Origin of the sequence: Pseudomonas sp. S34, assembly GCF_009866745.1 — a bacterium.
Classification (GTDB): Bacteria; Pseudomonadota; Gammaproteobacteria; order Pseudomonadales; family Pseudomonadaceae; genus Aquipseudomonas; species Aquipseudomonas jessenii.
This window is the reverse complement of sequence record NZ_CP019398.1, coordinates 4,732,817-4,747,078: the sequence shown is the minus strand read 5'-3', so window position 1 is coordinate 4,747,078 and position 14,262 is coordinate 4,732,817. Positions and strand designations below refer to the sequence as shown.

The 14,262-nt window shown below is 59.9% G+C and carries 13 protein-coding genes; 8 read left to right on the top strand and 5 right to left on the bottom strand.

Features of this window, described 5'->3' with window-relative positions; translation table 11 throughout:
• Nucleotides 1-6: 6 nt before the first annotated feature.
• The 8 genes from cpaB to PspS34_RS21055 all read left to right on the top strand — a co-directional run bounded on the left by cpaB (nucleotide 7) and on the right by PspS34_RS21055 (nucleotide 7,858).
• Nucleotides 7-831 carry a Flp pilus assembly protein CpaB gene (gene cpaB, locus PspS34_RS21090; RefSeq protein WP_154860342.1) on the top strand — a complete coding sequence of 275 codons (825 nt, stop codon included), beginning with the start codon at nucleotides 7-9 and terminating at the stop codon, nucleotides 829-831.
• Between the two features lie 75 nt (nucleotides 832-906).
• Nucleotides 907-2,241, top strand: a complete 1,335-nt coding sequence (locus PspS34_RS21085) for a pilus assembly protein TadG-related protein (protein WP_154860341.1) — start codon at nucleotides 907-909, stop codon at nucleotides 2,239-2,241.
• A gap of 8 nt (nucleotides 2,242-2,249) precedes the next feature.
• Nucleotides 2,250-2,729, top strand: a complete 480-nt coding sequence (locus tag PspS34_RS21080; protein WP_154860340.1) for a TadE/TadG family type IV pilus assembly protein — start codon at nucleotides 2,250-2,252, stop codon at nucleotides 2,727-2,729.
• On the top strand, nucleotides 2,729-3,223 hold the full coding sequence (locus tag PspS34_RS21075) for a TadE/TadG family type IV pilus assembly protein (RefSeq protein WP_154860339.1): 495 nt from the start codon (nucleotides 2,729-2,731) through the stop codon (nucleotides 3,221-3,223). Before PspS34_RS21080 ends, PspS34_RS21075 begins: the two co-directional genes overlap by 1 nt.
• Nucleotides 3,217-4,437 carry an AAA family ATPase gene (locus PspS34_RS21070; RefSeq protein WP_154860338.1) on the top strand — a complete coding sequence of 407 codons (1,221 nt, stop codon included), beginning with the start codon at nucleotides 3,217-3,219 and terminating at the stop codon, nucleotides 4,435-4,437. Before PspS34_RS21075 ends, PspS34_RS21070 begins: the two co-directional genes overlap by 7 nt.
• 3 nt (nucleotides 4,438-4,440) lie before the next feature.
• Nucleotides 4,441-5,883, top strand: a complete 1,443-nt coding sequence (locus PspS34_RS21065) for a CpaF family protein (protein ID WP_154860337.1) — start codon at nucleotides 4,441-4,443, stop codon at nucleotides 5,881-5,883.
• A complete protein-coding gene (locus tag PspS34_RS21060) occupies nucleotides 5,880-6,866 on the top strand; it encodes a type II secretion system F family protein (RefSeq protein WP_154860336.1) in 987 nt (328 codons plus the stop codon). Before PspS34_RS21065 ends, PspS34_RS21060 begins: the two co-directional genes overlap by 4 nt.
• A 29-nt stretch (nucleotides 6,867-6,895) precedes the next feature.
• The gene (locus PspS34_RS21055; RefSeq protein ID WP_154860335.1) at nucleotides 6,896-7,858 is read left to right on the top strand and encodes a type II secretion system F family protein; all 963 of its coding nucleotides are present in this window, start codon (nucleotides 6,896-6,898) and stop codon (nucleotides 7,856-7,858) included.
• A gap of 299 nt (nucleotides 7,859-8,157) precedes the next feature.
• Here PspS34_RS21055 and PspS34_RS21050 read toward each other — a convergent pair whose 3' ends face one another.
• The 5 genes from PspS34_RS21050 to PspS34_RS21030 form a co-directional block, all read right to left on the bottom strand.
• Nucleotides 8,158-8,427, bottom strand: a complete 270-nt coding sequence (locus PspS34_RS21050; RefSeq protein ID WP_150672620.1) for a DUF3613 domain-containing protein — start codon at nucleotides 8,425-8,427, stop codon at nucleotides 8,158-8,160.
• A gap of 18 nt (nucleotides 8,428-8,445) precedes the next feature.
• Complete coding sequence (locus tag PspS34_RS21045; protein WP_154860334.1) at nucleotides 8,446-9,159, bottom strand: tetratricopeptide repeat protein; 714 nt, start codon at nucleotides 9,157-9,159, stop codon at nucleotides 8,446-8,448.
• Between the two features lie 119 nt (nucleotides 9,160-9,278).
• Entirely contained in the window at nucleotides 9,279-10,502 is a 1,224-nt protein-coding gene (locus PspS34_RS21040; RefSeq protein WP_154860333.1) for a type II and III secretion system protein family protein, read from the bottom strand.
• Between the two features lie 596 nt (nucleotides 10,503-11,098).
• Nucleotides 11,099-11,506, bottom strand: a complete 408-nt coding sequence (locus PspS34_RS21035) for a PA2817 family protein (protein WP_007991629.1) — start codon at nucleotides 11,504-11,506, stop codon at nucleotides 11,099-11,101.
• Between the two features lie 74 nt (nucleotides 11,507-11,580).
• Entirely contained in the window at nucleotides 11,581-14,028 is a 2,448-nt protein-coding gene (locus PspS34_RS21030; protein ID WP_154860331.1) for an acyl-CoA dehydrogenase, read from the bottom strand.
• Nucleotides 14,029-14,262: the final 234 nt, after the last annotated feature.

The following is a 14,262-nucleotide window of genomic DNA, read 5'->3' as shown; positions in this document are numbered from 1 at the left end:
ACTGACATGAGCTCTCGTACGCTTACCCTGATAGGTGTTTCTCTGGCCATGGGCCTTGGGGCTGCATGGATGGCCGACTCCTGGCTGAGCGCGCGGCTCAATGCCAGCCCGGATGACCACCTTCGAAATGTGGTGGTCGCCACGGTCGAGATTCCATTCGGGCAGATGGTCGAGGCCCAGCAGCTCACGACAGTACGCATGCCCATGGATACGATCCCGGACGATGCCTTCGATGCCAGCGAAAAAGCCGTGGGCAAGATCGCCACGTTCGACATTCTGCGGGGCGACATCGTGCGTGGTGCACGTCTGAGCGAGCACCTGGGGGGCAGCACCCTGGCCTCTTTGATTGCCCCCGACAAACGCGCCATATCGGTACGCGTGGACGATGTGGTCGGCGTGGGCGGATTCCTGTTGCCGGGTAACCGGGTGGACGTACTGGCGACCAAATCCACCAATGCCGGCAGTAACAGCGCCTCCTCCAGGACCATCCTCGAGAACTTGCGGGTGTTGGCGGTGGATCAGACCGCGGGTACCGACAAAACCCAACCGGTCGTGGTGCGCGCCGTGACACTGGAGATGTCGGCCGATGAAGCGGAAGCCCTGGTCACCGCGCAGACGGAAGGCAAGTTGCAACTGGCGCTGCGTAACCCACTGAACCTCGAGAAGAAAAGCCCGGCCGTTGCGCAAGCTACGCCTTTTGCACCTGCTGCCCCGGCCATGGCTGTGGCCACCGTTGAGGCACCAAAACGCGTGGTACATCGCAGCAGTGGCGAGGGCGCGGGCATCACCGTTATCCGCGGGATCGAAGCCAAAGTAGTCAACATTCGCTGACAAGGCGCAACCGGTATCTGGACATCAGGGTATTGGCGGAGCCGATCCGGATCAGTATCGGCAATCGAGGGCTTGATGATGAATCTTCGTATTCAGCGGCCGTTCACTTCGACGCCAAGGCGCCAGGAAGGATCGGTGAGTGCATTGATGGTGATCGCGATGGCGGCGATGGCCATGATGGCGGCGTTGGCCTTGGATGGCGGGCATATGATGCTGAACAAAACGCGCCTGCAGAATGCGGTGGACGCCGCCGCCCTGAGTGGCGCCAAAACCCTGAGTCAGGTAGAGGGGGGCGTCAACAGTGTCAGCGCGGCCAACGCGACGCGTACCGCCGCGCTCAATACGCTGACACAAAATGCCAATGCCACAGGCAACAACGAATTGGCCACGGCGGTCGGCGGCAACGCCGGTGCATTTGCAGTGGTGGAACTGGCAAGCAGCGTCTATGGCCCGTTCACCTTTCCCGGGCCGACGGATGCCAAATACGTTCGGGTATCGGTAGCGAGTTATGGCCTGACGGGATTTTTCTGGAGCTACGCCCAGTCATTGGGCGCCCTGGGGAACAAGGCGGTGGGGGCGATCGCCACCGCGGGACCCAGCCCTACCAGCCCCTGCGATCTCGCGCCTTTGATGGTCTGTGGCGATCCGGCTCAATACAACCCGGGCACCGGTATGTTCTGGGGCTTCCAGTTTGGTGATTTGAAGGTATTGAAGACGGCTTCCGGCAATCAGTCGCCTATTGGTCCAGGCAACTTTCAGTTGCTCGATTTTGGCTCGGGTGGCAATGCGGTCAGGGAGGAGATGGCCGGAGGCGGCAAGGTCTGCCGCAATGTGGGAGACAACGTCGCGACCGAGCCTGGTAACAAGGTCGGCCCTGCGTCTCAAGGCCTGAATACACGCTTCGGCATCTACGACGGCCCGGTCAGTGCCTCGGACTATCCGCCGGACCTGGTAACCACGTCCAGTAATCCCCCCATCACTGACGACGGCACAGGCCCGAAGTACCAAGGGCAAACCATCACCTCGAACAATGGCACTCTCACGGCAGGCGGCAACCCGATACTGGACTACAACGACTGGCGTACGAGCGTTGCTGCGTGTGTGGCAGGGGGCAGTGACTGTCAGGGCAATGGGGTGTTCGAGCGCCGGATGCTGAAAATCGTGGTGGGCAACTGCGCCGGGAAAAATAGTGGTTCAACCTCGATCCCGGTCCTCGGTTTTGGCTGTTATTTCGTGGTGCAGCCCATGGATGGCGGCGGCGGGGAAGCGGAGATCTTCGGCCAGTTCGTGAAGGAGTGCGAAGGCGACAATGTGGCCGGCCCCTCGCCGTCCACCGATTCCGGCCCGCAGATCATTCAGCTCTACAAAACCTATCTCAACGGCAGTGGCACTCCGAGCACTGACTCGTAGGGGGCGTCATGAGACATCATAGATTTAAACATCGGCAGCGCCAGCAAGGTCTGGCCATGGTGGAGTTCACCCTCATCATGCCGGTGTTGCTGTTGCTGTTACTGGGCTTCGGTGAGTTCGGCCGCATGCTCTATCAGTACAACTTGTTGCTTCAGGCCAGCCGCGATGCCGACCGTTTCGTCGCCAGCCAGGCTTGGGACTCGACGCTTGGTGCGGTCGCTATGAGCAGTACGCTACTGACCCAAACGAAAAACGTTGCGGTGTATGGCGTGCCTGCCAACACCGGGACTGCTGTGGTGTCAGGGTTGACGACTGACAACGTGGACGTCGCCGCAGTGGGCACCGACCATGTGCGGGTCACCATCACTTACACGTTCTGCCCGGTGATTGGCGCTGGCAATTGCACCGGATCGCTTCCCGGTTTTTTTGGCAATTCGATTGCACTGGGCATTCCGCTGGTCGCCACTACCGTGATGAGGGCCCTGTGATGAATAGAAAATACATGCGCGGCACCTATGTGGTGGAGTTCGCCATCGTTGGTCTGCTGGTGTTCACGCTGTTGTTCGGCGTAGTGGAAATGGGCCGCCTGTACTTCACGGTCAATGCGCTGGATGAAGCCGTACGCCGTGGTACGCGCCTGGCGGCGGTGTGCAATATCAGCGATCCGGTGGTGTTGCGGCGGGCGATCTTCAACGCGGCGGGCGATGCAGGTAATAGCCAGCTGATCGGCAATCTGGCCACCACCCATCTGACGCTGACCTATCTGGACGTAAACGGTGCTGTGGTGGCCAACCCCGCTGACACGGTCAGCGCCACCGGTTTTCGTGCTATCCGCTATGTCCAGTTGAGTCTGCAAAACTTCGTTTTCAATCTGTTTATTCCCGGGTTCGGTGTGCCCTTTACGCTGCCTACATTCAGAGCAACGTTGCCACGTGAAAGCCTCGGGCGTCATTCCGATTCCGGGGAGATCACGCCATGCTGAATACCAAGGAAAATCCACTCTCTACCTCGACCGGCAAAGCCGGGCTACGGTTGCTGATCAGCAGCCGTGATGCCACGTCGTTGCGCGACCTGCAGAGCGTCTGCCAACGCATGCCCAGCCTGGAGGTGAGCACTCGCCTGGTGAGCAATGGGCATGTCGACCCGCTCTACGGCCTGGACCGGATGCCCGATCTGTTGCTGTTGCGCGTCAGCCACCTGTGGCGCGAGGAGCTGGCGGCACTGTTGCAGCGCCCGGCCCATGAGCGTCCGCCGATGTTGGTGTGCGGGCTGCTGAGCGAACAGGAAGGCATGCGTCTGGCGATGCAGGCCGGCGCCCGGGACGTACTGCCGGAACCTGTCGCCGAGACAGAACTGGTCGCCGCCTTGAATCGGCTGGTCATGGAGGTTCGGACTGGCAGTGGGACAGAAGGAAAATTGCTCGCCGTGATCAGCGCCAAGGGCGGATCCGGCGGCACCATGCTGGCCTGCAACCTGGCTCAGCAGCTCAGCATGAAGGGTGGCAGTACCCTGTTGCTGGACATGGACCTGCAATTTGGCAGCGTGACGCATTACCTGGATGTGGCGCAAACCCACAGCCACCTGGAGGTGTTGCATCAGATCGACGGCATGGACAGTGTTGCGCTACGGGGTTTTTGCAGCCACTTCAGCCCGACCTTGCATGTGCTGGGTGGCCGGGCCGGTGAGCTGTGCCTGCCGCAGGATGCCCAACCCGAGCAACTTGACACCCTGATGCAGTTGGCCCGCGCCAGCTATGACTGGGTAGTGATCGATCTGCCACGGCAAATCGACCACCTCACCGGCTCTGTGCTGGAACAGGTGGATCGGGTGTACGTGGTGGTGCAGCAGAGCGTCAGCCATCTGCGCGATGCCAGCTCTCTGGTGCGGATTCTTCGCGAAGACCTGGGCGTGCGTGGGGATCAATTGCAGATAGTGGTCAATCGCTATGACAAGTCGGCAGCGGTCAGCCTCAAGGATATCGGCGAGGCGCTGCGCTGCACGAACCTGGCGAAGTTACCCAACGACTTCAACCTGGTCAGCCAGAGTCAGAACACGGGTGTGCCGTTGGCTCTGCATGCGCCGAAGGCGGCGATCACCGTTGCCCTGCGCAACGTGGCCGAGGAACTGGCCGGCAAGCAGATGGCTGGAAAAAAAAGCGTGCTCAAACGCGCCTTCAACCGTTTTTTCGGGGGGTGACCCATGATCAGCGACTTTCGTAACCGCTTGCGCAAACAGTCCGGTAAACCCGCCTCATCGTCGGCTAACCAGCCGGGTGACGACCTGCCGGATCCGGCAGAGGAAATAATGGCGTGGGAACGTGCAACGCCGGACGTTCTTTACGAAACCAAAAGTCAGGTCACCCCGGTGGAGGCCGAGTGGCGAGAAAAGATCTACCAGCAGTTGCTCAAGGTCATGGACCTGTCCTTGCTGGACTCCCTTGAACAGGCAGAGGCCGCGCGGCAGATTCGCGAAATTTGCCAGCGTCTGCTCGATGAACACTCGGCACCGGTGAGTACTTCCAGCCGCCAGTTGATCATCAAGCAGATCACCGACGAGGTACTCGGTCTGGGGCCGCTGGAACCGCTGCTGGCCGATCACAGTGTGTCCGACATTTTGGTCAACCGGCATGACTCAGTGTATGTCGAGCGCTTCGGCAAGCTGCAACGCACCGATGTGCGTTTTCGCGATGATCAGCATTTGCTGAACATCATTGACCGCATTGTCTCCAGCCTGGGTCGGCGTATCGACGAGTCTTCGCCATTGGTGGATGCGCGGCTCAAGGACGGTTCGCGGGTCAACGCGATTATTCCGCCGCTGGCCATCGACGGCCCGAGCATGTCGATCCGGCGCTTTGCGGTGGACCTGCTCAATACCGACAGCCTGATCCAGGTGGGGGCGTTGACCCCGGCCATTGCCCTGCTGCTCAAGGCGATTGTCCGTGGGCGCTTGAACGTGCTGATTTCCGGCGGTACCGGCAGCGGCAAGACCACCATGCTCAATGTGCTGTCCAGTTTCATTCCGCACAACGAGCGGATCGTCACCATCGAGGATTCGGCTGAACTGCAACTGCAGCAGCCCCATGTGGTGCGCCTGGAAACCCGGCCTTCGAATATCGAGGGGCGCGGCGAGGTGAGCCAGCGGGAGTTGGTGCGCAACAGCCTGCGGATGCGGCCGGACCGCATCGTGATCGGCGAAGTGCGCGGCGCCGAGGCGCTGGACATGCTGACAGCGATGAACACCGGTCACGACGGCTCGCTGACCACGATCCACGCCAACACCGCGCGCGATGCATTGGGGCGAATCGAGAATATGGTGTCGATGACCGGGGCGACCTTTCCGATCAAGGCCATGCGCCAACAGATCGCTTCGGCCATTGGAGTGGTCATCCAGCTGGAACGCCAGGAGGACGGCAAGCGCCGCCTGGTCAGCGTGCAGGAGATCAACGGCATGGAGGGCGAGATCATCACCATGACCGAAATCTTCTCCTTCATGCGCCACGGCGTGGGCGAAAACGGCGAAGTACTCGGTGAGTTTCGGCCCAGCGGCATGATCCCCGCCTTCCGCGATGTGCTGGCCAAGCGCGGTATCGAGCTGCCGCTTGCAATGTTCAGGCCTGAGTGGATGGAGGCACGGCAATCATGAACCAGGTTCCTGGTGAATTCATTCTGATGTTCCTCGGCATGGTGTTTATTGCCGTCTTCCTCCTGTCCCAGGGCGTGGCGGTGCCGGTATTCGGTGAGGCCGGCAAGATGCGCAAGCGTATTCGTGGCCGCTTGCATGTACTGGAGAAAGCCAACAATCAGTCCAGTATGCAGACCGTGTTGCGACAGAAATACCTGACGCGTTTGTCGCCATTGGAGGCCAGGCTTGAGCAGCTGCCTTTAATGGAGGCATTGACGCAAATGATTGAGCAGTCCGGGCACGAATACCGGGCCTATCGGGTATTGCTGCTCGGGCTGGTGCTGGGAGTCTGGGCGGGTATCTTGATCTGGATGGTTTGGTCAGTCTGGTGGATGGCGCTGCTGGTGGGTTTCGCGGTCTTCTGGTTACCCATACTGAAAATCTCTCGCGACCGTGGCAAGCGTTTCGCTGAGTTCGAGGAAGGCCTGCCGGATGCGCTGGACGCGATGTGTCGCGCTTTGCGCGCCGGACACCCCTTCAACGAAACCCTGCGCCTGGTGGCCGAGGAACACAAGGGGCCGGTCGCTCATGAGTTCGGCCTGACGTTCGCCGATATCAACTATGGCAACGATGTGCGCCGGGCCATGCTCGGTCTGCTGGAGAGGATGCCAAGCATGACGGTGATGATGCTGGTGACCTCGCTCCTTATCCATCGCGAGACTGGCGGTAATCTGACCGAGGTGCTGGAGCGTCTGAGTCTGCTGATCCGCGGGCGCTTCCGCTTTCAGCGCAAGGTCAAAACCCTGTCGGCCGAAGGGCGGATGTCGGCCTGGATACTGGTGGCCATTCCCTTCGTACTGGCGGCTGTGATTTTGTTCATTACCCCTAAATACATGCCATTGCTGCTCAATGATCCGATGGGCCATAAGCTGATATTTTGGGCTTTTGGTGCCATGTTGGTCGGGATTTTCTGGATTCGCAAAATTATCCGGATTCAGGTTTAAGCGGTATTAGCTACCGGGAGGTACAGGCCATGGATTTTTTACTCGGGTTATTCAGTCGGGTCACGGGGAACGAGGAGATGGCGCGCCTGTTGTTCCTTGGCGCGATTGGTTTGAGTACGGTACTTGCGGTGGGTGCCGTGATCCTGCTGATGATGGGGCTTCAGGATCCCGTGCAGCGTCGTCTGGCGCTGATCAAGCGTGGTCATTTAGGCAACGCGACCGGGCAGGAAGCTCCGGGTAACCTGCAACTGTTGCTGGAGCGGGTCGGCCAGCGCTTTGCCTCGGCCGAGTCGGCTCAAACATCCGCTACCCAGACACTGTTGATGCATGCGGGGTACCGCTCCTCGTCGGCGGTGCAGATGTACTGGGCAGTGCGCTTGATGTTACCGCTGTTATTGATCGGTATTACGTTGCTGCTGTTGCCGATGATTCCCAAGGTTTCCCTGATCATGGGGCTGCTGTTGGTGGGCTTGGTGGCGGGTATCGGATGGTCGGTGCCAGCGCTGTATGTCGCCAAGCGCAAACAGAAGCGACAAGGCCGGCTGCGCGCCGCGTTTCCGGATGCGCTGGATCTGATGGTGGTGTGCGTGGAGTCGGGCCTGGCCTTGCCCGCGACCATCGAACGGGTGGCTGAGGAGATGTCGGTCAGTCAGGTCGAACTGGCTGAAGAGCTGGCCCTGGTCAATGCACAAATCCGCGCGGGTATTTCCAGTACCGCGGCGCTCAAGCAACTGGCTGTGCGCACTGGCCTGGATGACGTACAAGGTCTGGTCAGCCTGTTGGCGCAGAGTATCCGTTTTGGTACCAGCGTGGCCGACACCTTGCGCATCTATGCCGAAGAGTTCCGTGACCGGCGTACGCAGGCCGCCGAAGAGATGGGGGCGAAAATCGGTACCAAGCTGATATTTCCACTGATTTTCTGTCTATGGCCGAGCTTCTTTCTGGTCGCTATCGGCCCCGCCTTGATCGGGGTACTCAAAGCATTCGGGTGAGGTAAAACAGCCGGAGGCTGTCGAGCGCGATGGCCTCGCCACCCGAGCCTGATCTGCACTTGATCTACACATCCCCCGTAGGAGCTGCCGCAGGCTGCGATCTTTTGATTTTTCTGGCAGACAATTCGTTGCCTGGGCCTTAAATTCAGAAGATCGTAGCCTGCGGCAGCTTCGGGGGTAATTCGGTAAGGATTGGGTAATGTGTAGATGCCACTGCTTTTCTGCACACGACATCAAGCCCGGCTTTGCAGCCAGGCTACTCTGGACTACGCCAGAGGCTGATCACCCATCGACATGCCTCAGTCGCCGATGGTCATTTCTCCCGCTGTATCCTGGTCATAAAATTCCGGAATCGGGTAGTTGAAGCTGTTCAGCCAGCGCTGCATGGCCAGGTCACGCTCGGTGGCCGAAGCGGTTTGCAGGTGAGGGGATGCAACCACACCGCGAATCTGTAGTTGCAACCACTGCTCGGTGCCTTGTTGATACGGCGAGGAGGGCCCTGGCTCAATGGCCCAGGCAGTGGTTGACAGGCAAGCCGTGCACAGGATCAACAGCCGTTTGGTATTCATCTCGACTCCTCGAACGTTCTACTTGTTCGCACTGGCTGAGGCATCGGCTACCTCAGTCTTGCGATTCTCATCGCTAGCCACCACTTTTTTGGCGGAGGCCTTGAGTTTTTCCGCACGGGTTTGAGCCTCTACGACTTGCTTGGGGCTCAAGTCGGCGCGGGTCACGAGTTCGGCGGCCGCCTTCCAGTTATCCTGGTAGATCAGCAGCGTCACCATATTGAGTGCCGCCAGTGTGTTTGCCTGCTTGAGCTCCATGGCGGTCATGAACTCAAAGCGTGCTTCGGGGATCCGTCGCTGATTGAGGTAGACGACCCCCAGGTCATTGCGCATCCTGTCGTCGGTGGGGGCCATCCTCACCGCACGCTCAAGGTGAGTGGCAGCGGCGGCATTATCATTTCTGGCGGCGGCCAACTGGCCCAGGCCATGTTCCCCTTCAGCCGCCAGACAGGTGCCTAGCAAGCCTTCGTACAACGGCTGCGCGTCGCCGCTACGCCCCATCAAGCGCAGTACCCGAGCCTTGCGCAGGCGAACCTGGACCAGGTTATCGGGCAATCCTTCCAGATTCGCCAGGCTGGCATACAAACGGCCTTCTTCGGCCATGTTGTCGGCCAGGTTCAGGGCCAGTTCTTGTTCCGAACCGGGCTTGGCACAGCTGGCCGGCCGCGAAGACAGGCCATTGCTGGCACAACCTGCGAGCATTAATGTCGCCGCTATTGCAATGACTGCTTTCATCGAATGTCCCCTGGCGACAACAGGTTGAACGCCTGGCCAATGGCAATACAGCTGGCCCGGCAAACGTGCAAAGTCACCGTTACGCGTGAGGGCGAGGCAAGTCTGGTTCAGGCTTCGGTTCATTGCGAGAGCCCGCTGAGACTGTCGAAGTCGCCATTTTCCAGGAAAAACATGCGGTAGAAGTTCGGGTCGTAATTGCGCAGCTGCTCGCCAGGCAATGACGGTAGTTGTGCATTGGCCGCCAGTGGCTGGACCAGATGCGGGGTGACGATCATCAGCAGTTCGCGCTCTTCGCGGTTGATGGTGTTGTCGCGGAAAAACGCGCCCAGAACCGGGATATCGCCCAGCCCCGGAAACTTGTTCACCTGGGAATCGTTGTGGGAGCTGATCAGGCCGCTGATGACGAAGCTTTCGCCGTCGGCCAGGGAGATGCTGGTATCGGTACGGCGCACGGTCAGAGCCGGGACGACCGTGCCGGCGATGCTCACGGCGTTGGTGAAGTCCAGTTCACTGACTTCCGGCGCCACCTTCAGCGCGATACGGTTTTTCCCGACGATGGTCGGCGTCAGGGTCAGGCGGATACCGAATTCCTTGTACTCGATGGACACGTTATCGCTGCCTGAACTGGGCACCGGAATCGGTATTTCACCGCCGGCCAGGAAGCTCGCACTCTGCCCGCTGAGCGCTACCAGGCTTGGCCGCGCCAGGGTGTAGGCGAAGCCGCTGCCCTCCAGCGCATTGAGCGCCACCAGGGTGTTGCCGGTAGCAAACGTGAGGTTGAAGTTGTTGTTGTTCACCGGTATCGCCGGCGTGACAATGCCGCCGATGGTGGGCAAGGTTCTCGGCGAGCCGAACAGCCAGTTGCCACGGATGCCGAAAATCGAGGCGGAGGCTTCCTTGAGCTTGGTCCGGCTGACTTCAACGAAGCGGATATCGGTCTGCACCTGGCTCGGCAGCAACGGGTCGTCGGAGGGCACCGACGGCACACTGGTCAGCGCCGATGTGGCTCTACCCTTGACGAACACCATGCTTTGGCGAGGCGTTTTCGAACAGGCGGTCCAGACCATCAGGCTGGTGGTCCCCGGCGCAACGCCCGTGAGTATGAACGCGCTGCTGCCGCTGGGCTGCACGTCGGCAATTTTCGGGTCACCCACCGCCAGTTGTGTTACTGGAACGGGGCTGCGCAGTTCATTCTGCAGCCCTTGGCCGACCTCGTACGTAGACGGCCAATTGTCCAGTTGCGAGCAATTGGCCGGTGCGGCCTGAGCCGCATCCACGCTGAGGCCCATCCAGAACAGGCCATGGAAAATTCGCTTGAAAGCGGGCACGGTACGAAGGCTCATTAAGTACATCCTCACTGGATAGGCCATCTTTAGTCAGGCTGAGTTGTCTCGGATCACTTCACGGGGACCGGACTATCCCCCCCAATGCGCCAGACCACTTATCCACGGCCTCGGCGTTATTCCTTGCGTGCTACACACGAGCGGGCGCAGTTCGCTGATCTGGCTGGGTAGCGAGCGACCTTTGCTGAAACGGTTTTCAGTGATCCGGTGACCTGGACTGCCCGTCGGAGCGATACTCGCGCCTATGGTTCGACCTGGTCCCCCCGGAAAGTCATCGGCAATGCAGGTACAGAGCCGGAAAACGCCTGCCAGGATCATGGTGAGGTAACTCCTTTTGCCAATCCGCTATCTGATCACTGAAGCTAACGTGAAAACTCGAGCCGTTATGACTTCTTGTAGTTTGAAGGTAGTTCAATCAAACCAAAGTGCCATGAGATAGAGAGAAAACTATTGGTGCAAAGGCTGGAGATAGGCAGGCAGACGTTGCGGAAAAGGTCGCAGCACAGTGCGGTTGCCTGAAGTTGACGGGGTGCGCTGAAGGAAAAAAAAGGCCCGCATGCTTGAGCATGCGGGCCTTTGGCATCACTGATTGATGATCAGTGCTTGCTGTCCTGGTTCGACAACGCCAGCAACTGCTTTTCCTGGTTCCAGTCGAAGGGCTCGTCGTTCTGTTCGGCTTCGAAGCGGCGTTCTTCCAGTGCCTGGTACAGGTCGATTTCTTCATCGGACAAGTAGTGCAGGCAGTCGCCAGCGAAATACCACAGCAGATCCCGTGGAATCAGGTGGGCGATTTGCGGATAACGGGAAATGACTTGAGTCAGGATGTCCTGGCCCAGGTATTGGCTTTCGATCGGATCGATCGGCAGTGACGCCAGCAGTTCGTCGAAGCGCTCAAGGAACAAGGCATGGCTTTCTTCGGGAACCTGCTCGGCCTCACCTACGGCGACCAGGATGCTGCGCAGGTGGTCGAGTAAAACGAGATGATCGGCAACGATGTTGGACACGAGATAAGTCCTCAAGAGCAAAACGGGCGCGGGAGTATAAAGCGCCCGCGCCCGTTTTTACATGCTTGACGGGATCAGCGGACTTTTCCCTCCGCCAGTGCCAAGGCCTCTTTGTCAAAGTCATCGACATCGATCACCTTGCGCCGGGCCGCCTCGGCTTCTCGCAGGGTTTGGGCTTCCACCGGCTGCAATACACCAGCCTCGAGGGCGGCATCGATCACCGACTCGCCGGCCACCGGTTTGACCTGGCCACTTTTGAGTGCCATATGCAGTTTTTTTTGCAGCGGCTGTGCGGCGCTCAACAGGTTGCAGGCGTGTTGCAATGCACCGACCGGATCGTCGCTCGCTTGCGGGCGGTAGCACCCCAGGAGCACTTCCTCCAGTGCCGGGTCGCCCTTGGCGCGGCCGATCACCCCTGCGACTTCGGCGCCGAGTTTGTCCGATGGCCCTTTGTGCCGGCGCCCGAACGGGAACACGATCACTCGCAACAGACAGCCCACGACTTTGTTCGGGAAGTTGCTCAGCAGTTCATCCATCGCCCGTTCCGCCTGGCCCAGGCTTTCTTCCATGGCCCAGGTCAGCAGTGGTGTCATGTACTGCGGTGAGTCAAGGTCGTTGTAGCGCTTGAGCGCGGCGGACGCCAGGTAAAGGTTGCTCAATACGTCGCCTAGCCGTGCGGACAGGCGTTCGCGGCGTTTCAGTGCGCCGCCCAGCAACATCATGCTGAGGTCGGCGAGCAGGGCGAAAGCAGCGGCCTGACGGTTGAGTGCGCGGAAATAACCCTGGCTGAGTTTGTCGCCGGGGGTGTGTTCCAGATGCCCGAAACCGAGATTGAGCACCAGCGTACTGGCGGCGTTGCCCACAGCGAAACCGATGTGCTTGAGCAGCAGGTCATCGAATTCTCTGAGCGCCTGATCCTTGTCTTCACGGCCGGCGAGGGCCATTTCCTTGAGCACGAACGGATGGCAGCGAATCGCGCCCTGGCCGAAGATCATCAGGTTGCGCGAGAGAATGTTCGCGCCTTCGACGGTGATGAAAATCGGCGCACCGTTCCATTTGCGGCCGAGGTAGTTGTTCGGCCCCATGATGATCGCCTTGCCGCCGTGCACATCCATGGCGTCGCTGATGCAGTCGCGGGCGCGTTCGGTCAGGTGGTACTTGAGAATTGCCGACAGCACCGACGGTTTCTCGCCCAGATCGACTGCATTGGCGGTCAGCATGCGGGCGGCGTCCATCATCCAGGCGTTGCCGCCAATGCGGGCCATGGCTTCCTGGATGCCTTCGAACGAGGCAATCGGCACATTGAACTGCTCGCGAACCTGAGCGTATTGGCCCGTTACCAGACTGGTGAACTTGGCCATGCCGCTGCCCACCGCCGGCAGGGAAATCGAACGCCCGACCGACAGGCAGTTCATCAGCATCATCCAGCCTTTGCCGAGCATCTCCTGGCCGCCGATGAGGAACTCCAGCGGGACGAACACGTCCTTGCCCGAGTTCGGGCCATTCATGAATGCCGCGCCCAATGGCAGATGCCGGCGGCCGATCTCGACACCGGCGATGTCGGTCGGAATCAGTGCCAGGCTGATGCCCAGGTCTTCCTTGTCACCCAGCAGGTGATCCGGATCGTAGGCCTTGAAGGCCAGGCCGAGGAGGGTGGCCACCGGACCGAGGGTGATGTAGCGTTTTTCCCAGTTCAGGCGCAGGCCGAGGACTTCCTGGCCCTCCCATTCACCTTTGCAGATCACTCCAGAGTCCGGCATGCCGCCAGCGTCGGAGCCGGCCAGCGGACCGGTCAGGGCAAAGCACGGGATGTCGTCGCCGCGCGCCAGGCGAGGCAGGTAGTGATTGCGTTGTTCGTCGGTGCCGTAATGCAGCAACAGTTCGGCCGGGCCGAGGGAATTGGGGACCATCACAGTTGAGGCAAGGTCGCCGCTGTGGCTCGCCAGTTTCATCGCCACTTGCGAGTGGGCATAGGCGGAGAAGCCCTTGCCGCCAAACTCCTTGGGGATGATCAGGGCGAAAAAGCCGTTGTCCTTGATGAATGTCCATGCTTGTGGCGGCAGGTCCATGGTTTGACCGAGCTGCCATTCACTGACCATGGCGCAGAGTGTTTCGGTCGGCCCGTCGATGAAGGCCTGTTCCTCTTCATTCAATTGCGCCTTGGGATAGGACAGCAGCTTGCTCCAGTCCGGACGGCCACTGAACAGTTCGCCGTCCCACCAGACCGTGCCAGCGTCGATGGCATCGCGTTCGGTTTGCGACATCGGCGGCAGGGTTTTCTGGAACCAGTTGAACATCGGCGCGCTGAACAATTTGCGGCGCAGGTCGGGCAGCAGCAAAGGCGCGGCGACGGCGGCGATCAACACCCAGAAAACCAGCAGCAGCCAGCCCGGTGCGCGGCTGAAAGCGCCCATGGCCACAACATAGATGGCCACGATGACCAAGGCGGGCAGCGGGGCCATGCGGCGGTGGGCCAAATAAGCAATCCCGACCAGCAAAACCAGTATCCACAACAACAGCATATTCATTCCTCCGTGAAACCAGGGCGAACCAGCCCACAGAGCTTAGACGGCATCCGCGAAACAGGCTGGTTGGAGCGATGTGATTCGAATCGTGGGAAACCCCGGATGATTTTCGTGCGACAAATGGGCCGCACACGTGGGAAATACGTTCATTGAGCGAGCGGCAAAGCGGCCATGTTTGGCCGAAACGTCGTTATCTCTGTGCTGAAGCTCTCGCTAGACTCGGGGCTTCCC